26 protein-coding genes and 1 pseudogene are annotated in these 24,812 nt (G+C 46.2%); 2 read left to right on the top strand and 25 right to left on the bottom strand.

Annotation, left to right across the window (positions count from 1 at the left end; genetic code table 11):
• Positions 1 to 158: 158 nt before the first annotated feature.
• The 8 genes from IEW70_RS18225 to IEW70_RS16600 form a co-directional block, all read right to left on the bottom strand.
• Positions 159 to 290, bottom strand: a complete 132-nt coding sequence (locus IEW70_RS18225; RefSeq protein WP_268234909.1) for a hypothetical protein — start codon at positions 288 to 290, stop codon at positions 159 to 161.
• A gap of 45 nt (positions 291 to 335) precedes the next feature.
• Entirely contained in the window at positions 336 to 605 is a 270-nt protein-coding gene (locus IEW70_RS16630) for a hypothetical protein (RefSeq protein ID WP_188649039.1), read from the bottom strand.
• A gap of 38 nt (positions 606 to 643) precedes the next feature.
• Positions 644 to 805, bottom strand: a complete 162-nt coding sequence (locus tag IEW70_RS16625; protein WP_188649038.1) for a hypothetical protein — start codon at positions 803 to 805, stop codon at positions 644 to 646.
• Between the two features lie 42 nt (positions 806 to 847).
• A complete protein-coding gene (locus IEW70_RS16620; RefSeq protein ID WP_188649037.1) occupies positions 848 to 1,228 on the bottom strand; it encodes a hypothetical protein in 381 nt (126 codons plus the stop codon).
• A gap of 74 nt (positions 1,229 to 1,302) precedes the next feature.
• Entirely contained in the window at positions 1,303 to 1,629 is a 327-nt protein-coding gene (locus IEW70_RS16615; RefSeq protein WP_188649036.1) for a hypothetical protein, read from the bottom strand.
• Between the two features lie 1,294 nt (positions 1,630 to 2,923).
• The gene (locus tag IEW70_RS16610) at positions 2,924 to 4,042 is read right to left on the bottom strand and encodes an RNA-guided endonuclease InsQ/TnpB family protein (protein WP_188649035.1); all 1,119 of its coding nucleotides are present in this window, start codon (positions 4,040 to 4,042) and stop codon (positions 2,924 to 2,926) included.
• 1,092 nt (positions 4,043 to 5,134) lie between these two features.
• Complete coding sequence (locus IEW70_RS16605; protein ID WP_188649034.1) at positions 5,135 to 5,323, bottom strand: hypothetical protein; 189 nt, start codon at positions 5,321 to 5,323, stop codon at positions 5,135 to 5,137.
• A gap of 221 nt (positions 5,324 to 5,544) precedes the next feature.
• Positions 5,545 to 6,516 (bottom strand): threonine ammonia-lyase, encoded by a 972-nt coding sequence (locus tag IEW70_RS16600; RefSeq protein ID WP_188649033.1) that lies wholly within the window; start codon positions 6,514 to 6,516, stop codon positions 5,545 to 5,547.
• A gap of 481 nt (positions 6,517 to 6,997) precedes the next feature.
• Between IEW70_RS16600 and IEW70_RS16595 the strand changes: the two genes are divergently transcribed.
• Complete coding sequence (locus IEW70_RS16595; protein WP_188649032.1) at positions 6,998 to 7,210, top strand: hypothetical protein; 213 nt, start codon at positions 6,998 to 7,000, stop codon at positions 7,208 to 7,210.
• 62 nt (positions 7,211 to 7,272) lie between these two features.
• A complete protein-coding gene (locus IEW70_RS16590; RefSeq protein WP_188649031.1) occupies positions 7,273 to 7,479 on the top strand; it encodes a hypothetical protein in 207 nt (68 codons plus the stop codon).
• A 106-nt stretch (positions 7,480 to 7,585) separates the two neighbouring features.
• Here the strand turns inward: IEW70_RS16590 and IEW70_RS16585 are convergent, their stop codons facing one another.
• The 17 genes and pseudogenes from IEW70_RS16585 to IEW70_RS16505 form a co-directional block, all read right to left on the bottom strand.
• Positions 7,586 to 7,903: a hypothetical protein gene (locus IEW70_RS16585; protein ID WP_188649030.1), complete on the bottom strand. Its 318-nt coding sequence runs from the start codon at positions 7,901 to 7,903 to the stop codon at positions 7,586 to 7,588.
• Positions 7,904 to 8,014: 111 nt separating this feature from the next.
• Positions 8,015 to 8,452, bottom strand: coding sequence for a hypothetical protein (locus IEW70_RS16580; RefSeq protein WP_188649029.1), 438 nt, complete (start codon positions 8,450 to 8,452; stop codon positions 8,015 to 8,017).
• Between the two features lie 210 nt (positions 8,453 to 8,662).
• Complete coding sequence (locus IEW70_RS16575) at positions 8,663 to 8,923, bottom strand: hypothetical protein (protein WP_188649028.1); 261 nt, start codon at positions 8,921 to 8,923, stop codon at positions 8,663 to 8,665.
• Positions 8,924 to 9,441: 518 nt separating this feature from the next.
• Entirely contained in the window at positions 9,442 to 10,362 is a 921-nt protein-coding gene (locus tag IEW70_RS16570; RefSeq protein WP_188649027.1) for a replication-relaxation family protein, read from the bottom strand.
• A gap of 6 nt (positions 10,363 to 10,368) precedes the next feature.
• Positions 10,369 to 12,975: a type IV secretory system conjugative DNA transfer family protein gene (locus IEW70_RS16565; protein WP_188649026.1), complete on the bottom strand. Its 2,607-nt coding sequence runs from the start codon at positions 12,973 to 12,975 to the stop codon at positions 10,369 to 10,371.
• A 215-nt stretch (positions 12,976 to 13,190) separates the two neighbouring features.
• Complete coding sequence (locus tag IEW70_RS16560) at positions 13,191 to 14,195, bottom strand: peptidoglycan DD-metalloendopeptidase family protein (protein ID WP_188649025.1); 1,005 nt, start codon at positions 14,193 to 14,195, stop codon at positions 13,191 to 13,193.
• Positions 14,196 to 14,789: a hypothetical protein gene (locus IEW70_RS16555; protein ID WP_188649024.1), complete on the bottom strand. Its 594-nt coding sequence runs from the start codon at positions 14,787 to 14,789 to the stop codon at positions 14,196 to 14,198.
• Positions 14,786 to 16,993 (bottom strand): hypothetical protein, encoded by a 2,208-nt coding sequence (locus tag IEW70_RS16550; protein WP_188649023.1) that lies wholly within the window; start codon positions 16,991 to 16,993, stop codon positions 14,786 to 14,788. Before IEW70_RS16550 ends, IEW70_RS16555 begins: the two co-directional genes overlap by 4 nt.
• Positions 16,990 to 17,511, bottom strand: coding sequence for a hypothetical protein (locus IEW70_RS16545; protein ID WP_188649022.1), 522 nt, complete (start codon positions 17,509 to 17,511; stop codon positions 16,990 to 16,992). Before IEW70_RS16545 ends, IEW70_RS16550 begins: the two co-directional genes overlap by 4 nt.
• Positions 17,508 to 20,174, bottom strand: coding sequence for an ATP-binding protein (locus tag IEW70_RS16540; RefSeq protein ID WP_188649021.1), 2,667 nt, complete (start codon positions 20,172 to 20,174; stop codon positions 17,508 to 17,510). The genes IEW70_RS16545 and IEW70_RS16540 overlap by 4 nt, the downstream gene beginning before the upstream one ends.
• Positions 20,174 to 20,545, bottom strand: a complete 372-nt coding sequence (locus IEW70_RS16535; protein ID WP_188649020.1) for a hypothetical protein — start codon at positions 20,543 to 20,545, stop codon at positions 20,174 to 20,176. The genes IEW70_RS16540 and IEW70_RS16535 overlap by 1 nt, the downstream gene beginning before the upstream one ends.
• A 55-nt stretch (positions 20,546 to 20,600) precedes the next feature.
• Positions 20,601 to 20,843 carry a hypothetical protein gene (locus IEW70_RS16530; protein WP_188649019.1) on the bottom strand — a complete coding sequence of 81 codons (243 nt, stop codon included), beginning with the start codon at positions 20,841 to 20,843 and terminating at the stop codon, positions 20,601 to 20,603.
• 1 nt (position 20,844) lies between these two features.
• Entirely contained in the window at positions 20,845 to 21,765 is a 921-nt protein-coding gene (locus IEW70_RS16525) for a conjugal transfer protein (protein ID WP_188649018.1), read from the bottom strand.
• Positions 21,766 to 21,839: 74 nt separating this feature from the next.
• A complete protein-coding gene (locus tag IEW70_RS16520; protein WP_188649017.1) occupies positions 21,840 to 22,457 on the bottom strand; it encodes a class D sortase in 618 nt (205 codons plus the stop codon).
• Entirely contained in the window at positions 22,458 to 23,273 is an 816-nt protein-coding gene (locus IEW70_RS16515) for a hypothetical protein (protein ID WP_188649016.1), read from the bottom strand.
• A gap of 184 nt (positions 23,274 to 23,457) precedes the next feature.
• Positions 23,458 to 23,781, bottom strand: coding sequence for a hypothetical protein (locus IEW70_RS16510; RefSeq protein ID WP_188649015.1), 324 nt, complete (start codon positions 23,779 to 23,781; stop codon positions 23,458 to 23,460).
• A gap of 209 nt (positions 23,782 to 23,990) precedes the next feature.
• Positions 23,991 to 24,812, bottom strand: a pseudogene (locus IEW70_RS16505) (hypothetical protein); the annotation flags it as partial.

The raw sequence follows: 24,812 nt of genomic DNA, 5'->3' as shown, positions 1-24,812 counted from the left end.
AAGAAAGCCGCCCAGTTTGGACGGCTTTCAGCAGAATGGCGATGTATTCGTTAAAATCATATTTAATCCCAAACTAGCTTATTCTCTAGCTTCCGAAACAGTTACGCTTATCCGAAATTGGAGGGGGTAATTTACCCCCTCCCGAAACGTCGATTACGTTATTCGACCTCGTCTTCGTCATCCTGGTATGCTGGCGGCAATTCCTTCACTTCTAAGGGAACATTTTCCCGTTCTCCATCCACAAACTGATAAAACCGAATCAAGTGATCCACCTGTGCTTTAGTCCACATCCGTACAACCTCCTCAAATTTTTATTTTGACCCAACGATTTCGATTTAGATTAAAACCTGTTTCTCTATCTCTTTGATCGTTTCCCAATCATGCTCATCGAATTCGTCTTTATCTGTTAGTACCGTAATATCTCCTCTATCGTAAGTACTTAACTTACAAAGGAGATTCATGTCACGATCATAATACAAAGTGTGAAAGTGTCTGTTTTCGATAGAATAACTAATACTCCAAGCGATTTGGGGATACTTTTCCAAATAAGTGCTCTCCTCATAATTCGCCTTTCTCAACAACGATACTTTCCATTTACTGTTCATGCTCATTTCTCCCCGTTTCAAAAGTTTGTTTTGTCGGCTTATTCGCGTTTCCCATCGAGAGAATCTAAAAAAGTCTGGAATGTCGGGTTTTGAATTGTATTCCACATAAAATCTAGATCGTCATCCGTGTATTCTTCCTTCGGTTTGCTCAATATCTCCCGATAACGCCGAATGGCCTCATACAATTCATTCTGATCCATCCCAACACCTCCGAACAAAACTTCGCTTTTGTGAGCCAAGGTTTAGTGAGTTTGTTCCACTTGGTATAAACCTAACCTCTGCATGTCCAGCCGTGCCAAAGCTAAAATTTCCTCCGGGTGACCGCCAGTAGCACTTCCGCCAGCATCTTCTACGACAAGGGAGAAAAAGGCGATTTCTGTTTCTCCGGGAATGTTTAGTACGCTTTCGATCATCTCGACAATCTTTTCATAGGCATTTTCGGCATTACCCCGCCAAGCTGTGCTACCTTTTCCTTGTACCACGATGGTCGCTGTTACTGTTCGAAGCGCCTTCTCCTTTTCTAATTCCTCATAGTATCTCATTTCCTCGATACAGCCTTGGTGTCCACCGATCCATTCTTCATATTCACAGTACAGTTCTTCACCACAGAATCGACATTTCACTATGTATCATCCCTTTCAAAATGTTTTTAGACTGTGCAGTTTATTTAGTCAGCTAACGGAAAATCTGTAAACACTTACTCCTTATCCTCTTCTTCATAAAGAATAAATAACGGCAGATTAAGTAAAGCGTCCAATTCGGACTGAGCTTCTTCCATTTTTAAAGCCAGTTCAGTTTCCCCATGAGCTAAAAAGTACCCAAATGCATCTTGAGTAGAATCCAATGCTTTTTTTAACCCTTCCTTATGTTTGAGAAAGATCTTGTATTTTTCCAAGGCTTCCGCAATGAAGCGATTCCTGCTAATTTGCTTACCCCTCTCTAAAGATTGCTGTAGCTTTTGCTTTTCCACCCATTTCAACTGTTCAGGGTCCAAATCAACGATGATTCTTTGTTTACGCGCCATTCGTTACACCTCTTTGCTGGATCTGTTACTTGGTTAACTCCATTATATGATATCATTGATATCATTGCAATCATTTTTTCTAAAAAAGTACGAAAAATCAACCACCCCTTCTTTTGACAGCCGGACATACGAAAGTAGGAAAGATAAATTTGATCCATTGGTCGATTGTTTAAAGGGCTAGTGTTTTGTACGATAACAACAGATCAAGGCCAAAAGATGTTCTGTATCCTTACTTACACCTCTTGTATGCTTACCCCATTTCCCAGCCCGTGTAAATTGCACGGGCTGTTTTAAGTTATTTAGAGCTGCCCTTGGAAAACGCCTCAACAAAATAGCATACCTACCAAAAACTTTGTATAAGAATGATAGCAACCGGTCTTTTCCTACTGTGAACAAAACCTGCCAAAGCAGGTTTTTCTTTTGCCGAAAGCCATGTTGAATAGGCACATTGGATTTAGCTAAGAATAAAATAACTGCAGCCCGCTTGAGGGTTGGTATTCGCCGTGGTTGCCCACCATGAAGGAATTTCACTTTTACACCTATCTCCACTCCCCTTGAAAACTTGAAGGGGACTTTTTTTGCTGTAGCCGATTTTATGCCGCGAAAGCGTCTTGGCAATGAGAAAGCCCCTCAGGTAGACTTCCCGGAGTCGGCCCGCCAGGGCGTTGGCATACCACTAGGAGGTGTAATCCCCTAGGGTCTAAAATTACTCTGTATACCGTATACAGTCTGTTTTGCTTGTGAAGCGCATATAACGTTACATAACAAAAATCTTGTTACGTTGCACTTTCTATGCAAAAACCGCCCTCTCCCCTTATATACCAAGGGTTTCAGGCGGTTTTTCTCGTTTTTCACAAACCATCTTCCCTGTTACGTTTCCAATTCATTTTTTATACAAAAACAGCGAAATCCCTTGCCATTACTGGGATTGCAGCGTTTTTAGAGGGGGAAGGTCCAGTCCCGAGTGCTGTCTTGTCGAATGCATAAAAAAGGGGGGATTTATACATACCTACAGGAGGTCGGTACGACCAGTACAACCCACATAGTTGGAACACAAACAAAATTTCGACCCCATATCAAACCCAAACCCATTACTTCACAAGCCACATAGTTAGAACACAAACCCTCAGGATCGAGAAAGCGGAGTAAAACAAGCCCCTTCACAAACCACATAGTTAGAACACAAACGAATTCACAACTATGTTCGTGACTTGCTCCACACGGCTTAAGCCGTGGGTTTCTCGCTTCATTTGGCGTGGCAACCCACATCCATCCACGAAGGCTTCGTCCAAGCCTAGAAAAGGTTTAGTTCTAATTGCTCGTATCTCGGCTTAGGAACGTATCCAATCGCTTTATGTAGGATATTTCTTGCGGCATTGACATCTCTGTCTGCCACATATCCGCATGGGCAACGATGGGTACGTTCTTTTAATGTCTTCTTTACGATCCGACCGCACTCCGAGCAAACTTGCGACGTGTTGCGAGGATCAACTGCTATCACTTGTTTACCGGCCCACTCTGCCTTGTAAGCTGTGAATTGAACCAGCATCCTCCAACCTGCGTCTACAATGCTCTTGGCAAGATGGTGATTTTTCACCATCCCCCGGATGTTCAAGTCTTCAAAGGCGATCAGATCATAGTTGTCCACCAAATATCGGCTGATTTTGTGAGCGGCGTCTTTTCTCTGATTAGCTATGTATTCATGGCATTTGGCTAACATCAGGGCCGCTTTTCTCCAACGATTGGATCCCTTCTTTCTGCGGGAAACCATCCGTTGGAGCCATTTCAACTTTCTTTCCGATTTACGAAGATACTTGGGGTGGTCGAAATACTCCTCATCAGAGGAAACAGCAAGATGTTTGACCCCCAAATCCACTCCCACTCGCTTATTAGTACTCGCAGGCTTCGCCTCCACCTCACACGAGAAACAAGCGTAGTACTTACCGTTTTTCCGCTTGATGGAGCAAGTTTTGATTTTTCCTTCGATCTGTCTATGTAGCTTAATGCGAACATTGCCGATCTTAGATAGCTTGAGAAACTTTCCTTCGATCTTGAACCCGAGTTGAGGATAGGTGAAACTATCGTATCGGTTCTTACCTTGAAAACGAGGGTAACCCGGCTTTTCTCCGTGTTGCACACGACGGAAAAACGCTTGAAATGCTTTGTCCAACCGCTTGGCTACGTCTTGAAGAACCTGGGAATGGATTTCTTTGAACTCTGGGATCTCCTTCTTGAGTTCTGGGAGTTCGATTGCTTGCTTATGATAGGTCAACGTGATACCGCGTCTTTTGTAGGCAAACTTTCGCTGTTCAAGCATAGAGTTGTAGAGCCAGCGGCACAGGCTCAGTGTCCATTCGATCTTCTCGATTTGCCCTTTCTTTGGTTCCAGCTTGAATTTGTAGGTTCTCATCATCGTGATCACCTCCTCTTTGTACGGTTTTTTCGCACAATTATATTGTACGGGATTCCACCCGAACGGCAGTATTTTCAAATTGATCAGAAGGGAATTGGAACAATGTCGGACTTGTGAGAGGGCTGAAGCCCTCCCGCGTCCGACGCTCGCTTTCATCCCAACCCTAAAGGGCTGGGTTTTCCCGCTCGCTCTGTATAATTTGTTCGGCCACTACTTCACAAACCACATAGTTAGAACACAAACCCCTGAAAAAACGAAAAATCCCCCTTTTTGAGCGTGTTTCCTCTCGCCACTTCTTTCAAAAAGAAAGACCTTTCTTCGTCATATCATATGAACTTGTCGTCGATCCCCGGCGCTTTGTACCGCACTGGAGATCGACGAAAGCCTATGTGGTCAGTCCATGCGGGTTTCATGCATGGAGTTTCCTTACCTTATCGAGTGGTTTCCTCCGATGAGGACCCTTCTCGACTTTAGGACGCTGAATCGCCCCTGTTTGTGTTCCGATGGTGTGCTTTGCCATGAGTCACTCACTCCTAATGTTTTGCCACGATGTCACCCAGCATTTTAACAAAATCCTATCAGGTGCAGTATATCGTCCCCTCAATCTTTATCGTAGCCATACGTATTCTGTAAAGTGAAAAAGCCCTTGAAATCTACGTATTCTGTAAAGGGGTACCGCCAGCATTTTGTGAATTTCCTACGCTAAGGGGCCATTCATCGCAGAATATGGATTCTACGATGAAAATCGGGGCTGAACAGTCCGGAAATGCCGGATAAACGGCCCTTATCCCATGAAATTTTCATCGCAGAACGATCCTTAGCGAGAGGAATAAGGGCAAATCGGCTGATTCCCACGCTTAGCGTAGGATTTTGTCAAATCGCTGGCGCGACCCCGTTAAGACACATTTTTAGAATCGGATATAGAAGTGACATGAAAGATAAGTTTCGCGACGTTTTTTCTCTTAGCGTATGATTTACCCAATTCGGTACGGTGACCCCTTCAAGAGCGGAATCAAGGGGAAACCTTATTTTAAAAGGGTACCTCTACCCCTTGGAACAAAAAACAACGGCCTCTACGGGCCGTATATTCGGTCATTTTCTCTTCTGCCGTTTTTTCTTTTGTTTATTCCTCTTTGCGAGAATTCTTTTATTCGCGAAATCCTTAGTTAGATCATCAATATTAATAGGAGGAGACTCTTTGTATTTTATTTCCGGCTTTTCCGCTTGGGTGTGGAAAATAAGCGACCGTCCGCGTTTGGGTCCGTAATCCATTTTAGCCATGACACCTTATCCCCTTAAAAAACCAGTTTGCTTCTCAAACCTTCCTCGGTTACGTCCCTACCTGGGGTAGAGGGAGCGAACCTTGAATTTGGTGCCATCTACCCAATGAATGGAAAATTACTTGCCGTAGGATGATAGGCGGCTTTCCGAGTACCCAGTTTAAGATTTTGCACCCGATAGAGTACCAGAGTACAGTGGTTATTCAGCCGTGTCATTTTCCCTCATTTCTCAGCCGATAACAACCTCGCCAGCCGCTCGGCATCCACATTCCCACCGCTGACGACGCAAACCACTTTTTTTCCGGCGATATTCGGGATGCGACCGGTACGTAAAGCGGCCACACCGACGGCACCGGAACCTTCCACCATCTGATGATGCTCACGCGCCATCCAACACATGGCATCGGCAATCTCCTCTTCCTCTACTAGCACGAAATCGTCGACGTAACGGAGTACCAATGGAAATATCGCCTTGCCAATGCCGCCGTGCAGACCTTCGGCCAGCGATTCTCGGTATTCCACTTCCATCATCCGCCCTGCTCGGAACGAATAGTACCACGGCGGAGAGGCGTGACTCTGCACACCGATGATTTGAATGTCCGGACGAACCGCCTTGGCCAGGATAGCTATTCCCAGGATCAAGCCGCCTCCCCCAGCTGGCACCACGATCATATCTGTTTCAGGCAGATCCAACATGATCTCCAATCCGATCGTACCGTGCCCGGCAATGGTGTAAGGGTCCTCATACGCATGAATGAAGGTCAGGCCTTTTTCTTCTGACAATCGGTAAGCATGAGCTTCCGATTCGTCATAGTTGTTGCCGTGAAACACCAATTCCGCCCCCAACCGCCTAATACCAGTTACCTTGGTCGTGGGGGTGTTCTGCGGCACCACCACCAATGCGGTTGTTCCCGTCAATCTCGCCGTATACGCCACCGCCAATCCGTGATTTCCGGCCGAAGCGGCGATGACCCCTCTGTCCCTTTCCTCCCCGGACAAAGACTCCATTTTGTTCACTGCGCCTCTGGGCTTAAACGAACCGGTGCGCTGGTGGTTCTCCAGTTTGAGAAACACCTTGGCTCCCGTTTCCTCGCTGAGCGGACCGGATAAGGTCAAAGGAGTTCGGATGACAAAGTTTTTAATCCTGTCGCGAGCCTGGAAGACATCATGGACTGAGATTTGCACGTACTTCATCCTTTCGTTAGCATGATGGAACTAACAGCTCTTATGTTATCTTATTTCCATCTTTTTTGATTATATCGATAATTGATAGCCGGGGATAAAAGATATAAACAAGGATCGATTGAATAAGGTACCGAAAATGGGATGGAACTTTGCCACTTTTCATATCATATATTCATCAAAACATAGGTGTTTTTCGTTAGAAAAGGGCGAATAAGTTCCGACTCCTATACTTTTAGGAACTTTTTCGGATACAGTTTTCCAGTTGATGGATAGATGGCCCCAAAATCGGTCTTCGCTCCCTCTACCCCTATTCGGTAAAGTTAAGGTTATGAGACTTAGGGCTTGACAATCATCTTTGCAACCATCTCACACTTTTTTGTGAAATTCTGCAACCAAAATGGATTTAAAAAGTGCCACATATTCAAGGTATGGTTAAGTAAAGGTTGGTAAGAATTAAATTTAGGATCTGACCAGAAAGGAATACAAGTCAATGGAAAGGGATTATGTGACTCTAAAGCAATTGTGTGAAGAAATGGAGAAAGACAGATCTAACGCCCGAAAACAAGCCATAAAACTTGGAATACCTCTTTTTATGGTTAGAGCGGCTGAGGATCATAACCAACTTACTTTAGCTATGTCGCCTAATGATGCTGACTATTTTAAAGAGGTGTATACCGAGGGATATCGCATAGAAAGAAATTGAAGACCAAAATGAATGAAATCCACGATGTTTCTAACTCTTGATTTAACCTAGGAGGAAATCAAATGGCGGAATATAAGATCGAATACATAATTAACCTACATGGAAAAGAAGTGGCTGAGGGAACAATACACGATTACATTGATTCAAGTATTGATTTGGATGACGAGCAAGTCAAACATCTTGTTTTGCCAATAATTGGGGATGAATTACCAAAAGTCGAATCTTTGGATGAATTTGACTGCACCTTTTTCTGGGAGCCTGTCGATTGATAAAATCGTCACTTCTCAAAGACAACTCCATCAAAGGTAAAACCCCCACCATTTTTGATGGGGGTTTTTGTGGAACCTCGTTATGGAATAAAGTAAGTTTCTCACCTTAAAGGTTTTTCTGGTGGTCATATTTTTTGAAAAAGAGGTTGGTATATCGATAATCTGAGGGAAGGTCACCCGATTTTTTTGCTTTGTGTACAGTCCACAGACCAACAAAAAAAAGAAGGGTTCCGATGACTATATAGAATACGGTTGACAAGAGTAAGATCCCTTGTGAAAGAGTCTTATCAATTAGCTCAACCATGGCAAGCCCAAAAAATAAAAGCATACCCATCTGACTTACAAACCAAGGAAACAAGGCTTTCCATTCTTTTTTCCTTGCTTCATGCAACTTCTGAAACTGTTGTGGGGAAAGTTTTTTCATTGAAATCCCTCCTGAAAAACAACGGCCTGTGCGGGCTGTTTACCAATTTTCAATAAAGAGACTCATCACCAACCCTACCCCAATGTAGATACCAAACATCGCCCAAATTGTTTACGCATTTTCACCAAAGAAGTTTATTAACAGCCCTATTCCCATGAGGATGCCCACCACTGCCCAGAATACCCGAACTCCCCGTATTTTCGTACTGGTTCGGATTCGGTACCACTTATTTTGAAAAAGCACGATATAAAAACCGTCTTGCTCCATCTGTTCCCGGGATAATTTTGAAAGATCAACTTCTTTATAATCCACAAGGCTGGGGCGCTGCCATTTACCATGCTGATAAAATTTAATCAACACTGCCATTTCATTGTCATCAATTGGTTGTTTTCCGTAACTCAACCGATCAACTACATCAAGTAGATATTCCTTAAACCATTGTTCGTCTGATTTATCGGAAGTAGTAATGTCTTCCGCGTACATTGCCAATCGTTGAATTAATTCCTCTTTTGCTGGTATTGAAATGGCTGATACATTTTCCACCCGCAATTGCCCCTCCCTTTTTAAAAAACCGCAAATTTTAAATAATATACTTTCATTGTAATAGAGTTGGTTGAAAAACCCAACTATTTAGCAAAAATAACCCGTAAATAAAAGATCAAGGGGTACCTATACCCCTTGGAACAAAAAACAAGGGCCTCTATGGGCCTTATATTCGGTCATTTTTTGGCCGCCCTTTTAAGGAGGCTTTTATCGTATCTATTTCTTTTTCAGACCTAAGCGCTTAGCTGCGTGAATGACGGAATGCTCAGTTCTATTAAGTTTACGGGCAATTTCTTTGTACGTCATTAAGTGCACATGTTTTTTGAGAAAGTCCAACTCTTCAGCGGTCCATCTGGGTTTTTTTGTTCTGCTAGTAAGACCCAGCTTTGAACATCGAACATATGTAGCTGATTCAGTGCGGCCTAATTCAGCGGCCAATTTCGGAACATCTTTTTTGGAGCGAAAATGTTTTTTCAAGTATTGGTCCTCTTTAGATGTCCATGGTTTCCTATGATTTTTGGTTTTGGCTTTACGCGAAGTAAGCCCCAAGTGCAGGACTCGGACATATGTAGCTCGTTCCGCCCTTTTTAATGTTTGGGCTAATTCAGAGATGGATTTAGATGAGTAGTTTTCCCTTAGGAAATCATCCTCCCTTTTCGTCCACCTGCCTCTATTTCTGACCAACTGCATCTCACTCCTGACACCTAATTGAATGTTTGCCGCCACGCCTGTCAATACTTTTAATGTCGAATTTATATGTTCCTCCGACCAGGGACAAAATACACTGATTTTCAGTCCTTCAAGGACGACGGAGTGGAGCTGGGAGGCCGAAGGCCGAGCAGCGGAGCGACGGCGGACGACGAAGGACTGAAAATCAGTAACAAGTAGGGAGTGGGTTAATCCCTGTCATGCCAAGGTGTGAAGCAATATATTGGGCCTTATCTACTTCTATATTTGCTTACCTGTTTATTTCTACACTTGCTTCGGATTTACTTCTAGTATGTTTCGGATAATTCTAAACAGCGTTGGGTTGCTAATTTGTGTTTAAAAAAGATGGTCTGTTCTTCTCCAGGTGTACAGAAGTACATTTCCGGATATGTTTTATAGGAACTTTCCTCTTTCACTTTTTCCCATGTATGCTTCATGTTATCTCTTCGGATCGGGGAGGGAGTGACCCATATGATTGGGTCATGGTTTTCTATCGGAATGAGAGTAAGTAGATACCGCCACATTTTATCGTAAATAGTAGTGACTTTCCCCTCTGAATCCGGTTCCGAATCCGGTTCGCCAATCTGCTCTGTACCGTTGTCGTATTCCAACCAAAACCCTTGCCCATCAAGGACAATCCGACTGTCAGGGTGGATCAGATCTTGTTTTGTTTCCTTCTCTTCTTTTTTCTTCCTGTTCTCCAAAATAGGAGTCCAAGCTTGATTGATAATCTCAACTGCTTCTTGACTGTTTAGCCATTGCAGCCGATCCCACGCCTGTAATTGTGCCATTGAGTCCTTTTCTCCGCCTTCCTCTTTAATAAGATGCTGTAACGTTCGGACAAGAATGTCATTTACTCCATAGTAGTGAACTTTCTGCCGCCCTGTAAGCTTCTTCAGGTAAACAGGGTGCCCTACTATTGCCTCAACAATGGCCCTTCCGCTGGGTCCGAGTGAATACATCCGGGGGCCGAGCTTATATTCCGGGGAAAAGGGGACCCGACGGGCTCCACGCTGGGTGTTGTAATGGGTTAAAACCATCTCCCCCTCTTTGTTCAGATCACTTTTGAGTTGAAAGACGTACTTTTTAGAGATACCCATGATAACGGAAAGTTGTTCAGCCGATACCATTCTTAGCTTATAGATGATACCAAGTAATTCTTCGCCTCGAGTCAGATACGGATTGGATACAATATCCCGAAGTTGCATGGAGGATCACTCCTTCTTAAACTTATTGATCTTGTTTTTGTATTCTTGTGCCTTTGCAGAAACATTTGTTGTCTCGTCTTCCGGATTCTTAGCACTTTTTTCTGTCTTCTTAGCTCCGGTAATGTATTCCGCAATTTCTTCATCCACTTCTTCGATGGGCCGGACTTCATCTTTGCAGTTAGCCATAAGTTCTTCCGCAAATTCCAATCCCCATTGAAGGGCTTTATCTTCATCCGTTGTTCCGTGTTTAGCTTCTTTTCCATCCGGCAGGTATACTCTCGGCGGTTCGTTACTGACAATGCAGGAGGTAACAGTACTTCGACCATCTTTTTTGGATCGTGTATATACCGCAACATGCCGTTCGGGTAACTTTTCAAGGAATTTCGCACTAAAGTGCTCTTTCGTCATCTTCTCAACGTTTTTGGAGCCCTCATTTTGCGCCGTACTAAGTACCATCCCTATTTGGGTCCGTATGGCTTTTACTAGCTCCTCGTCGTTGAATTGACCCACTTCCTGCGTGATCAAACCCAAACCAAAACCGAATTTCCGGTCTTCGTACAAGATTTTTGCCAGCAGCGGAATTTGAACCAGGTGCGCTTCATCGATCAGCAGATAATGTTTCCGGGCTCCCTTGGGCCGTTTTTTTGCCGTGGTATGGTACAAATTGATCAAATGTCCCACAACTGTTTTAATGGTGCTTTCTTCCATGCCGAGGATATTAATAAATACCCAATACCCGTCATCCATGTATTTGCGAATGTTTAACGCCATCTCCATTTGACAGAAGATTCGTCGGGCGGTTTTGTCACTGATCAAGGGGTCCAGTCGATTTAGAATCGGTTCAACTTCTTCGTTGAATTCTTTGTCCTCTAAGTTATCCCAGAACCGTTTCAGAGTCGGATCTTTAACCTTGGCAGTTACTTTGGCACGAAAATCCGGATTGCGGAACAGATCTTCAATCCCAAGAATATTGTGGGGTTGATCGTCCTCCAACAACGTTTGGATGGCTTTGGCAAGGTAACGTTTCGTTCGAGTTAGATTTGTACTATTGGCTGTACTTAAAATCAGCTCGGCAGCTTGCTTGGCGACTTGCTCCAGGGGATATCCTTCTGTCTTGTGTAGCAGGTTTAGCCCAATGGTGCCTACGCTGTTATAAGTGAGATTGAAATACTTGATCTTTTTTTCCCGGATGTCTATGCCTTTTTCTTTCATGTGACGAATCCGGTTCATGATAATTGCAATGGTTTCTTGTGCCGGATCGATAAAGGTTGCAGCAGGGTTATCATCTGGATTTTCTACCCAATCCTGAAACATACCCATGATAAATTCAACCAAATTGCTGGATTTCCCCATCCCGGTGGCTCCAGTCAGGATAAAATGTTTGGTCAACTGTTCATAATCGACCAGCACATCACGGGAGCGGATCGGATGGACCAGTTTACCCAAGTAAGCCCCCTTATTTAGCTCCCAGTCAGCAAGGGACCGTTGATTCTCAGCCAAATGAACGAGAAAGGCGTGTACATCCGGCGGTTGGGGCTCCTCGTATACTTTGTGATCCGAGGGAGGCAGATGAGTTAAGTTTGCCAGCTCGTTGTCAGTCAACACCAACCGAGACTTTGGTAAAGGCAATGGCATAGGATTAATGGATTTAGCAGGGTTCCAGTGTCGCAGCGGATTGGCCCGACTATGCCGCCAGAACCGTACTCCTCCGTCGTGGGAAAGAACATCCGAGATGGTGTTACCCAAAGATCGGACGGCTGCTTTTGCCTTGTTCATATCAGGCTGATTGTTCCAGATGGAAATGGTAGCAGCAAAGGTGTATTCCCGTCCCGTCAGCCGTTTCGAAAAGCTTTTTTTCTGAACGCTTTCGTGAGGGTTTAGATCCTTGGTGCTTTTCTCTTTTAAATCCTCCATCACATCGCCGACTCGTTCTTCAAGCTCTTTCCACTTAGTCGGAGTAAATTGCAGATCCAGAACCGTTCCCGGTTTCATCGAAGCTAAGATATTACCCATATAGCTTTTTTTCTTCTCCACTAAGGAGGTTAGCGGTAGCCCTTTTTTGCGGCCGCTTTTGAAAACAAAAAAGCCGCCAGTTCCTTGTTTTAGATCTAGCTTCATTTCTTGATGGGCAACTTCGTGGATTTCACAACTGGGATAGAAGTTCCTGATCGTATCTTTTACTGAATCCACTTTATCCTGGGGGTAGCCGATATAAATCGCTACCTGATTGCTGTTCAGGGGCCGCATATACCGAACCCGAAAGTAAGGGGACCCTTTTTCCCATTTCTCTAACCATTCCCGTGCCATTCCACCAAATGACCGGGTGAACATCAACACTTCATTAACATCAAGGGCAATGTCAGAGGACGGAAGAATCCGATAAAACCGGACATCTTGAAGGGCTCTGTGGCGATGGTAAATGTGTAGCCCTCCTTTTACTGCTGCCAGTATCCCAAGGATCACGACCATGGGCAATGCCCATTGAACTATACTGGGCAGAACCGCAAATGCTGCTGACTTGATTAAGGGTAGAAAAAGGAAAAGAGCGGCGGAGGCAAGCAAGGCTAATATTACTTCCGTCTTTGCTTGTGATCTGTTCACTGTCTGTTTCATGGACCATCCTCCTTTGAATCGTTCTAGGACGCTCTAGAAGCCCGTATAAGCCGCGAAAATTTATTCTAAGGGGGTTACCTCTACCTCGTTAGCAGGTATAGTATCGGCATCAGTAGCGGAAGAATGATGAAAAGAAAGCCCAGGCAGCCGAGACAACCCAGGCATGTTAATACTGCATCTATTAAATCTCTGCCGATCCACATAGCTCCCTCCTCCTATCTCAAAATAGTTTCGGGGTTTACTGGATCTCCGTTGACTTTGATGGTGAGGTGTAAATGGTTTCCGGTACTGGCTCCGGTACTCCCGACCTTGCCGATCACTTGACCCGCGCTGACTACTTGTCCCACGGAAACGCTTTGTTCGGAGAGGTGTCCATACAAGGAAGTGATGCCGCCGCTGCCATGGTCGATCTCAACGAATAGTCCATATCCATTCGCATCATTGGCAACCCGGATCACCTTTCCCGCCTTGATTGCGTGAACCGGTTTCCCGTTGGCTTCTGGAAAATCGACACCGTCATGAAGCTTGAATATTTTTTTCGTCGGATGAAGCCGCATCCCGAATTTACTAGAGATTTTTTTGGTAGATACAGGCCAGACAAAGCCCCCGGCAGCTTCCGCTACCTTGCCTCCGGTATTGGCTACTTGCACCGGATCAGCCATGTAGGATTTAGCAATGGTTTTCACGTTTTTTACATACTCACTGCTCCTGTTGTACCTTAAAATCGCCTGATCCACATTGGTATCGATGCCTTGTTTACTGAGTTTATTAGCAGCACTGAAAATTGCGTCATCCTCGTTCCAGATGTCTGCTACGCCGTCTCCATTGCCGTCGATGCCAAAATCTTTCCATGTCTGCGGCGTAAATTGCATCGGCCCCAGGGCATTAGCAGAGGAAATCATCTTTTTCTGCGCTGGATCGCCGGGGGAGGTCGTGCGACCATATCCTGTTTCAACTTTGTGAATTGCAGCTAAATACTGCCATTTCACTGCTGGAAACCGCTTTTGAGCGGCTTTATATTTCGGAATTAGATCCTTGGGAATCTCCTTTTTAGCCTGTTCTGATTCAGCTGCAGAGCCTTGCTGCTGTTTGGGTGTCGAATCGCTATCCATAAACAGTACCGCAAGAAAACCACCCACCAATAAAAGAAAAGCGAGGACGGTAACTGAGAGAAAACCCAGAAACAGCTTGATGATGGAATTTCCGCTCAACCCCTCCAACTACATCACCTCCTCACGGGAGACCATCCATTTCCCTTGGACCTTGGTGAGAGTAAACCAGTAGTCAAACTCCTCCTGATCCGTGGTAATGATTGCGTGGTAGGTAATGCCGTCCGGTACAAAGGGCGGCTTCACTTCCGAAAGAACCAGCTTCTTGATTTTTGTTGGTTCCGGCACTTTCATACTTTCGGCAATGCTTTGCAGGATTACGGGACTTGCATATGGTTCTAACTGCTGCGCTAAATCCTGCGGTGACTTGCGCGGCTGTTCATAGTAGATCGATAGATACTTTTTTGCGACGGATCGTGCTGCTTCGGTATCCTGTTTGGTTTGAGTGCTGGATTCGGGTTTTGGCTGTTGATCCGGTGGCGGCGGCTTAACCGCCACCGGATCAACAGATTGAATCTTCTCCGGCTGCGACTGTTGTTTTGAATCGGAAGGCTTCTCAAATGGATAGAACCAGAAGAAAAGCACTCCGCCGAGCCATAGGACTACCAAAGCGATAAACAACCACTGTTTTCGAGTGGACCAGGTTGAAAACTGCTCCTGAAACTGCTTGATACGTTCCCAAAGGGCGGTGATGATTGGATTCACCGAAACCACCGCCACTTTCTTTGCTGTTTTTGCTGCTTTTCAAAGGCTTCTTCTTGTGCTCGTAGTTCCTCCTCAATAATCGCCGCATCATGATCCATCTTTTGCTGTCGATATCGCTTTTCGAATACTTGGGTATCCCGACCGATTTGGTTGAGAGCTCCAAGGTACCTATTGCGAAGCTTTCGGTCTTTCACCTTGGACAAAACCTCGTCGTAGTATTTGCGTCGATCTGCTTTGTTGTAGGGGTTCTGATGCTCGGAAATCATGTCCATAAATACGTGTTGTTCGGGCGTGTTCGGTTTGTATGGATTTTCTGGGGGTTCTTCCATGTAATCACCGTTCTTGACGGTAAAACCTTGGGGTACGTAATCATCTTCGGTGCTTTTGAGGGAGCTTCCCCGGATGACATCTGCCACCCGTTGAGAGAAAGACTCAGGCGGTACATCCACATCGACCGCTGTTGAGCTCGGCGTCGATGTTTGTTTTTTTTCACCAAACACCATTCCCCCACCGCTGAACAAGGTGCTCATGAGTCCGGCTTTCATACCTCCTCCGGCTACCGCTGCTGCTGTATGAGCTTGCCCTGCCGCAGCTAATCCGGCGGCGGCTGTCATCCGTCCCGTTTTCTTTCCTGCCTCAAGCACTTCTTCCCCTGCTTCTTTGATCGACTGTTCCGCAGGCTGGTCTGTGATGCCAACTTGCCACCTTTGATACCAGGAGAAGGGAGCATTGATCATGCTGAGAATGTGGTCCTTTTCGCGCCACAGGACCCAAATGACCAGAATCTGCATACCAATCGACCCAAGCCAGCCAGCCAGTTGATCTCCAATGAGATAGCCCATGGAGGAGAACAAGAGAATTAGCCCCAACAGCAACGAAATGACAACTTTGTAATACGTGGCTGCAATTAACCTCTCTGCCCAAGGACGAAGCACTTGTGGACCTTTCGCCGGATGCAATGCCAGGAAGAATGGAACCGGTGAGATAACCGTCAAGATAATCGCCAGAAGTTGGTAGTACACGATGCTTGCCGCGTGGAGAAGAAGCACCGTTCCGTATATGGCTCCTATGATCCCATTAATAATGGTGATTACCCAACGCGGGACCATTCCGAATAAAGTAAGCGATGGGTATTTAATATCCACCTCTTCCCCTTTCTTTTGCTTCTGGGCCTCTTTCTTTTCATTCGCTTTCTGCTCTTTATCGTCCTCACCGAACACATAATTGAAGGCTTTGCTCAAACCAGCCGATCCATATTTCATAATCTGCCCGATCATACCGCCACCAAAGGTCATACCCCCGACTTGAATGGTAGTGTCTTTCGTTCCAGTCCATTCCCGGACCAGATCCACGCGCTGGGCAGCTTCTTTCATATTGTAGGGGTTTAGTTTTATTAGCTTTTCACTGTCCTCCTTAATCTCTTTATCCCGTCCGACATATTCCCCGTTTTCGTTCTTGCGGGGATAGTCTCCGAATACTTCTAATTGCCAGGGGATATAGCCAAAGTTGACCATGAGCTGTTCTCCGGCTCGAGTGATGGGGTCTTTAGCCTTAATCAGCTCATTTTGCTGAAAAGCTTTTACGCTCGTAATCTCATTTAACAGCCCTTTGGAAATATTATCTGCCATATTCATTCCCCATCCCAATATCGTCGGGCCCATCAGGAAAAAGGTGAATCCGGCAAGGAGAATGACAAAGGACTGTTGTAAACCTTGCCACATTTCAGGAAGATTTCCTTGCAGGAATCCTTTCCACAGGCACCAGCCGCCGATGAGCAGAATCATGATCCCCAATAATTCGCCCCAAATGGCATCCTTAATCGCGGTAATCAGATCAACCAGCACGCCCTGGACTTCTTTAAGGATGTGGATAGATTTATAGGCGAATTGAAGCATGTAGGCCAGCATTTTTATGCAGAATATCTCAAAGATGAACACGTAGGAGTTTAGCGAATTCAACTTGTTGTTAAAGCCAATCCAATCGTCCTCTTCTCCCTGGAGAAAGTCCACCTGATAGTTGGTGACGGGATATTTGTCATAAAAGGGGACGTATTTTTGCTCATCCTGTTCATCATCGGTACTGGGCGCTTTGACCATGTTTTCCAGAGCGCTTTTTTCATTTGCTGCTAAAGCTGGAGTCAAAGGAGCCAATATGAGAATCGGTGCGATAATCAAGAGCAGTAAAATAGCCGCAGTTCTTTTCATTGCTCCGGATGGACCTCCTTCCATTTCTTATTCAATCCGGGATATTCTTTGTTTAACTGGTGATAGGCTTCATCGGCATCAGGAAGAAACTGCCCGGTAGCTGTCACCTTTTGATCATCCACTCGGATTTTCACCGTTTTCTGATCGGAAGGCCGATACAGATAGTAGGTATTATGATTTGTCGTTTGGGCATCCGTCGGGGATTCAACGATAAAGATGGTTTCCTTAGAGCCCTTTTCAATCCAATTGGGATATACCTGTTGGAACTGCTCATTGTTTTTCAACTCTTCGCTTAACAAGGACCATCCTTTTTCCTGATCCCCCTGAACCCAAGTAGCCTCAAAAAAATCGATGGCTACTTGTTGCTGCTTGGATACTTGGGTTACTTCCGGTTTTTGTTGAGAGTCACCGCCATAAATAGTGACGATGACTCCCAACACGACCAACAAAACAGCAAGACCACCGATCCACCACCATACCCGAGGATGTTTTATTGCTTTTTTCAGCGCGATTTTCACACCAACACCTCCTCTAACTTCCGGTCATGGGCCATGCCTGCCATCTCTTTTGCAATTCTTCGTTGTTCTTCAAACGGCAGCTTTCGCAAATGACCAAACTTCTCGTTCCGCCGATCTTGGGCATTTTTACTCGTGTCAAATGCCTGATAGAGGTATGGGTCAATTTCATCCAAGGGGAAGTAGACTCTTCCCACTCGCTCTTCAAGATCCCGCATCAAAAAATGTTTTTTCGGCAACCGCTTTTCCTTTGTTAACAGTTCCAAGTTTTCTTCTGAGGACTCGATACCTAGTACAGCACATGATTTTGCCGCTTCTTCTCTGTGATTTTGACGAAACACAAACCGGATACCGATATTGTTGGCAATGCGTCCTTCATCTCCCTCTTCCAGTGCTAAGTCATCGTTATCTTGCGAAATGAGAACAACCCCATTGTTGAAACTGCGCCCTGTTTTGATCAATTCCTGGATGACAGCGCGTGCTTCATTCAGTTCCCCTTTTTTGCTTTCCTTCAGTTTGTTTGACCAGGCTTCTTCATATATCGTGAGACAATGTTCTGCGCTGGCGACAAAGCTACGGCACAACTCCGCCTGAGCCATATGCATGGCCATCACTTGGCGATAATCCGCATGATTCGGATCGGGGACCGTCATGCCGGAAACCTGAAGAATGTTGATCGGGTAGCTTAAATCCAAGGGTTCCTCTGTTCCCTTTCCGAAAATGAGGCGGGTTTTCGGATGTTGTGAGTGGTGAGTAAGCTTGGCGTTGAGCAGCCGAACCTCTTTTTCCGCGTCTCGGCGAAACACCCCTGGTATATCCATTTCTGGGTCCTCAAGATATCGCTCAATGAAGTTGATTACTTCCTGTAGGCAGGGGTTGTTGCTGTTCGCTGCATGTCGGATCGCGTATGAAAGCACAATCCCCTGATAATCGTTGCTGGAGCATTCACAAAGAAATTGAATAATCCGGGTGGCAATCTCAATGGATTTTTCTTTGATTTCAGGATTCACTTTGATTAGGGATAAAGGGTCCATCCGACCCGCATCTGATTCATTCGATAGAGTAATGACATTGATGTAGTCAGCCAATTCGGGAAGCTCGAATATCCAGGCCCACCGCTCATCTTTGATATCCGTGATTAAAACTTTTCCGCCCCGAAGGACCACTCCAATGATAATCACGTTTGCCAGCAGGGATTTTCCGCTGCCAGTGGGACCTAGAATCAATATAGAGGGTGATTTGGATAAATCCCGTGGACCTCGCTCGGTGTCCAACAGGACCGGAACCGTACCAACTCTCCCCAACAGCGTTCCCTTTGGATCACCCAAGGCTAATTGAGCCAGAGGCATCATAGCTGCCATCCATTCCGATGTCGCTTTGATGTTGTAGCTATGCCCAACCGGATTCAATACCCCCGGCAGGGTGTTGTAGAAGAGCTGTGCTTGAATGTTCATGGGAATTTGCACTTCATATTTCATTCGGTTTAGCTCTCTCATTAAATCCTCTCTAGCCTCACGCACTTCTTCTTCGCTGCGTCCCCACACACAGAGTGTGACTTGTATGCGGAAAATCGGGCGGGCCTTTTCTTTCCCTTTGTACTCTTGATCCAGCCTTTCATGAAGCTCTAAAGCTTGATCCCTCGTTTTCTGCGGGCTCCATCCCTCCTGATTTTTCTTTGCATCGTGTTTCATCTGCCCTTTAGCTTTCTTTGAACTTCGCTCTAATTGATACTTGTTAAAATTCGCTCCTTCCGGATAGAAGGTTACATTCACCTCTACAGGCCGATGGAAGCTTTGAGCGAAGAGAAACAGCTCTGTCGCACCGGGAAAGTAGGCTGCTTCAGGGAACCGAGAAACTGAAACAAAGCTGAAAAACCCTTCCTTTAATGAATCTGGCAGCTCTTTTTGATAACGGATCATGCCCCGGACGGCTTTCACCGATAATCTTGTATCTGTGTTCCCCGGTAAGACTTCATTGGGCGAAGCCATTACGCGCCCGTAACGATCCACCAGCTCATTTTTGTGGCGTTTTTTCTCGGGGTTATATCCCCGGCAAGCACTCCGTTCAATCAACCAACCCAACTCGTCTTCATCCACACGCTCTAACCGAAATTTGGTTTGCAAAAGGTGGAAGACTCGCTGTTCAGCTTTTCTGAAACGGTCCCACTCGCTTTTAGCTGCTTGAAAGGGGACATCCGCCATTATTTCATTAAGAGTGCGAATCGGATTAAGAATCCCCTCAGTGACGTAACTGATAAAGTCTTTTATCGGATCAATGGGTTCCTGTGTTAACCCGATCACCAGGTATTTTTTATGATCATAGGAGCAATCTTGGACATATTGGATCATGTTCTTGACCCGATGTTCAGAGAAAACCTTGAGTCCAGTAGGCACCTTCTCTTTATCCAAGAAGGTCGATGCTTCGGGAATGACCGGAACGGGAATTTGTTTGAGCTGTCCCGGATATTCCAAATACTCAAGAATCCCCTGGAGATGAGATAACTTTTCTTCGTGATCCCCATTTTCAGTAGAAAACAGGTCATAATCTTCTGCCGACAGGCGGTAAACGGCACAAGCCCGATTCCGCTTAAATCGAGAGACAATGAGGTTGCCCGAATAGAACTTGTATGGGTTTTTTAACTTTTTTTGTTTACGTTTTTTTGCCACTAACTTCTCTCTCCTTTCCGCCAAATTAGCTCCATTTCGCCCTCTTCACAAGCTTCAAAGGTAAATGGCTCAAATTCATCGGGCATCTGCCAATAGTCTTTTTCACTAATCGCCCAATCCATTAAAGGCATCCCATCTCTTTCAAGTGACACGGTCAGGTAATAAGTGATTACCCAAGGAGCAAAGAAAAGGATGGTGGATGTGTATTCATTTAGCAAATTGAAGAAAAACAAGACCGCTGTGGGTATCAGAAAAAGAGCAACAGCCGAGATACCAAAAACAACCATTTGCTCGAGCGTATAGCTGAGCAATCGAGTATGGATCACCGTTGTGCTTGTGAAAGCGTAACAGTAAGATAGAATTTTTCTCACAGGCAGCACCTCCTTTTTGTTAGAAAAGACCATAGGGCGATATTCGCCCTATGGTTTATTGGCTGCATCCTTCTGTGAGATATCCTTTTTTACAAAGGGATTGCTTGATTAAGTTCCAAAGCAGATCGCTCAGGGTTTGAATGGCATCCCATTGTAGAATGATCAGACCGATGACTAGTCCCGATCCAATCCACCACAACATTCCTTGAACGTCATTTTCTCTCCAAGAAAGTAGCGCCTTGTAACCAAACAAAAGAAAGAAAGCATTTTTCAAAATCCATTGGAGAAAATCACCCATTTTACTCCTCCTCGGCGTTTTTCTTGTCATGAATTGGAATGTTTGGGACAGTAGATTCCACGTACCAGCGATCGTTTTTTTGAACAACAACCAGCTCAAATTGCTGAACGGTAATAAAGCCCTCCCGTTCTATGTTGGCAGAAGCAATCACCTTGGCCTTGCCGCCTTTCGGTTCCTCCACCTTGACCAGTTGAATCCCCTGATACTTAAATCCGTATCCCGCCAAAGTTTTTCGTGGCTTCCCATCCGCGTAGAAATTAGCCAGATCATTAGGAACACCGTAGTAATATTGGCGGAAAAAGGAATCCATCAATGTCTCAATATCCTGTTTAATCTTCTCGTTGTCTGTTTCAGCTTTTATGGGAGATTCTTTCAATGCCTTGGCGTTGCCCGGATAGGGGATAATTTGCGGGCTGGAAGTAATCCCGTATTTATGCCCTTCCATGGCAACATCGACATTGATAAAGAGTGTTTGCGGCTTGCTGCCTTTTTTCTTTGAAGCGACTGTCGCAGCTACAACAACATTGGCCTTATGGGGGGTAATCATTTTCGTGGACCAAGGAATAGCCGATACATTCTGCCGGATAGAGGTTCCATCATCTGCTAGCTGAAAGCCATCGGCAAGGTACGTTTTAGCTGCCTCCAGATCCCCCGAAAGCCAAACCTCCACAAAACGAGACGCAAAATTGTCCGGACCTTGAATCGTCACATCCTTCAACCGCGAAGGGGTTTCTTGCTTTGCCACGGCTTGCAGTCTTTGAGGAGGTGGGTAATACACTTTCACCACATCCACCATCGCGTCATTGAACGCAATGAAGCCGATCACAGACCATAGAGCGGCCTTTACAATGATCGGCTTTGCCTCCCGTCGCTTTTTGCGTTTCGGCTTGAATACCCCATCTTCTTGAGGTTTCTTCGTCATAGTTTCCTCCTTTGCTCTAGATTCTGGGACAAAGCTTTCTCTATCCCTTTTGTAACCGGGGAGCTGGCGAATAGTTACTGAATGAGTTCGGCCTGAAGCACCAGCCGTTTGTCTGTTGATGCTCCGGGAACAATTGGGAAACAGGTATATACTTTCAGCTCTTGCTTGTCGCTCGGTACGACCACGGTTCGGTCATCCCAGGGAACAATTCGGATTCTTGTTACTTGGTACACCAGCTCTCCTTTATCGGTCTGGAATATCAGCTCATCTCCTATCTTGACCCTCCCCGCGCCTTTCAAGGCGTGTTCTCGATGCCCCGCGATCACCGCTGTGCCTTCGCCGGGGAGTGAACAGCTTTGGTGAAGCCCTAATCCCTGGTCTAACTCTTGGTCACTCGTGCCGAAAAAAACGGGAATCCGGGCATCAATCGATGGAATCCGCAGTGTTCCCAACTTGGAATGCAGCCTCGGCTGAGGATTCCACTCCACCCGCTCTTGTTGAAAAGGCTCCTTCTGCATCGCCGGAGCCCAATGGAAGGATGGGGGAATCCGTAGCGGAGCTGAAGCTGCATCGCTATACCACTTCATGGCTTTTTGTTCATTTTCAAACCAAACTTCCGCCTCATGCGCCAGCAGAAACACCCCAACCACCATCATTAGGATTCCGCTTAGAAACAGAAGGAGCTTTTTCATTTATGCCGCCAGAACCCCTTTATACCGGATCACCAAGGCAAACCCGATCAGGAGAAATCCAACACCCGTAAACGTGCCGGATTGGGAATCAAACCCGGTTTTCACCATTTGTTCCCCTTTGGATTCGGCTGGTTGTTTATCTTGTTTTTCATCGGTTGCTGCTTTTTTTGCCTTATCCGTTTGTTGATCGGCAGCATGAGCGTAATAGTTGTTACTAGATTCAGTTGCTTCTTGCGTTGGCTTTGTTGCAATTGTTGGCTTCTTCACTACCACGCTGGCTGGTTCATTGTTATCAACCTTCTTTGGTGGCTTAGATGTGGGTGTCTCTTGCTTCTGCTTAGGTGTTGTTGGTGTATTGGCGTGCTTTGGTTTAGGTTGAATAGATGGCGTTTCAGGTTGCTTGATTTGTTTGGGCGGCTGCTCCGCTACCGGACTTTCTGGTTGCGGATTTTTTTTCTTTTCTGGCTTGTGATGGGGTTGCTGTTGGGGTGTATCTTGCGACGGTTGTTCTTGTGGATGTTGTATCGGTCGTTGAGGTTGTTTTTGCGGTTCCTCGTTTACCTCTAAAGAAACGTTTACGGCTGGTTTGTTCTGATGTGGCATCTGGGGCTGTTGTTGCTGTGGTGGCTGTTGCTGCACTGGTTGTGTAGGCTCCACTGAATCGTCTGGCGGCAAAGATATCTGTACCCTTTGCCCCTGCTCTTTTCCGTTCGGCAAGATGGGATCAGCGTAAGCCTGATAAATCCCGGTCCCAAAGGAAGCCAAGCCCAGAGTCAAGACGGTGGTAAAAGCTACATTGGCTATCGTTCTTTTCATGCAATTCCTCCAGTGCCGCTCCCCAGCTACAAAAGAGATAGAGGAAATATTTATGAAGTTGTCAAGGTGCGATGGAACGATGGTTCCGATTACCTTGGATACCTGTTCCAGTTGGCTTCATTTTAGTTCACTCCTCATGTACTTGTCAATAAATTAGTAAGAAGTTTTAGAATTTTAAATATTCCTAATATTTCCGTCTCCTTCGTTTTTTCCTTTCGGCAAACAATAAATCCCACTCCCGTTCCGGAGCGGTCCAGACTCCATGCTCATTCTTTCGAGGCCACCTTGCCCCTTTTTCCGCTGCTTCTACCGCCGCTTTCACAACTCCACGATGAGTGATCCCAATCTTTTCAGCTACTTGTCGGGGGTTCAACAGACTTGCTTTTAATCCTAAAACCAGCAGTTCTCCCAGGCGATCCGCACCGCCCTTCTTCCATTCTTCTAATATCAGCTCCTGTAGTTCTGGCTCCAAATCTGCCGGTAGCTTTACAGACAGGCTGTCCTTCATGCTAGTCTCCCCTTCTATAAATTCAGCAGTAATTTCTATTCTACTGAATTTTTCCAGACAATCGGGTATTTGAGATAAAAACAGGCTATTAGTTCTATATCCTCAGTGGTACTTTCCAACCAATAAAAAAACAGCCCTTTCGGACTGCCAACTCTTTTAATTGGAAAGCCGCTCCCGATCAGGAGCGGCTATGATAACACGTTTCGCCATCATACAGCGTCTTTTTCCTGTTCTTCCTGCTTTTCCAGCTTCTTCAGTACCTTCCGCGGAATCCAGTCAGAGCGACATCCGCAAACCGTCGCTAGTCGCCGCCGCCCCGGAAGTTTCCCCTCCCGCTTCCGAATCTCTAGAGCCTTCTTCTCCACCTCCTCGAAAGAAGGTGTGGGAGTCACTTCCTCCTCCCGGTCTGCCTCCCGGTTAGCGGGAGTGGTCTCTTCCTCCCGGTCTGCCTCCCGGTTAGCGGGAGTGGTCTCTTCCTCCCGGTCTGCCTCCCGGTTAGCGGGAGTGATCTCTTCCTCCCGGTCTGCCTCCCGGTTAGCGGGAGTGATCTCTTCCTCCCGGTCTGCCTCCCGGTCGGCGGGAGTGATCTCTTCCTCCCGGTCTGCCTCCCGGTCGGCGGGAGTGATCTCTTCCTCCCGGTCTGCCTCCCGGTCAGCGGGAGTGGTCTCTCCCTCCCGGTCTGCCTCCCGGTTAGCGGGAGTGATCTCTTCCTCCCGGTCTGCCTCCCGGTCAGCGGGAGTGGTCTCTTCCTCCCGGTCTGCCTCCCGGTCAGCGGGAGTGATCTCTTCCTCCCGGTCTGCCTCCCGGTCAGCGGGAGTGGTCTCTTCCTCCCGGTCTGCCTCCCGGTCAGCGGGAGTGGTCTCTTCCTCCCGGTCTGCCTCCCGGTCAGCGGGAGTGGTCTCTTCCTCCCGGTCTGCCTCCCGGTTAGCGGGAGTGATCTCTTCCTCCCGGTCTGCCTCCCGGTCAGCGGGAGTGGTCTCTTCCTCCCGGTCTGCCTCCCGGTCAGCGGGAGTGGTCTCTTCCTCCCGGTC

Source organism: Marinithermofilum abyssi (assembly GCF_014641195.1).
Taxonomy (GTDB): domain Bacteria; phylum Bacillota; class Bacilli; order Thermoactinomycetales; family DSM-45169; genus Marinithermofilum; species Marinithermofilum abyssi.
Note: the sequence above shows the minus strand (reverse complement) of the source record. Positions and strands in the feature narration are given on the sequence as shown.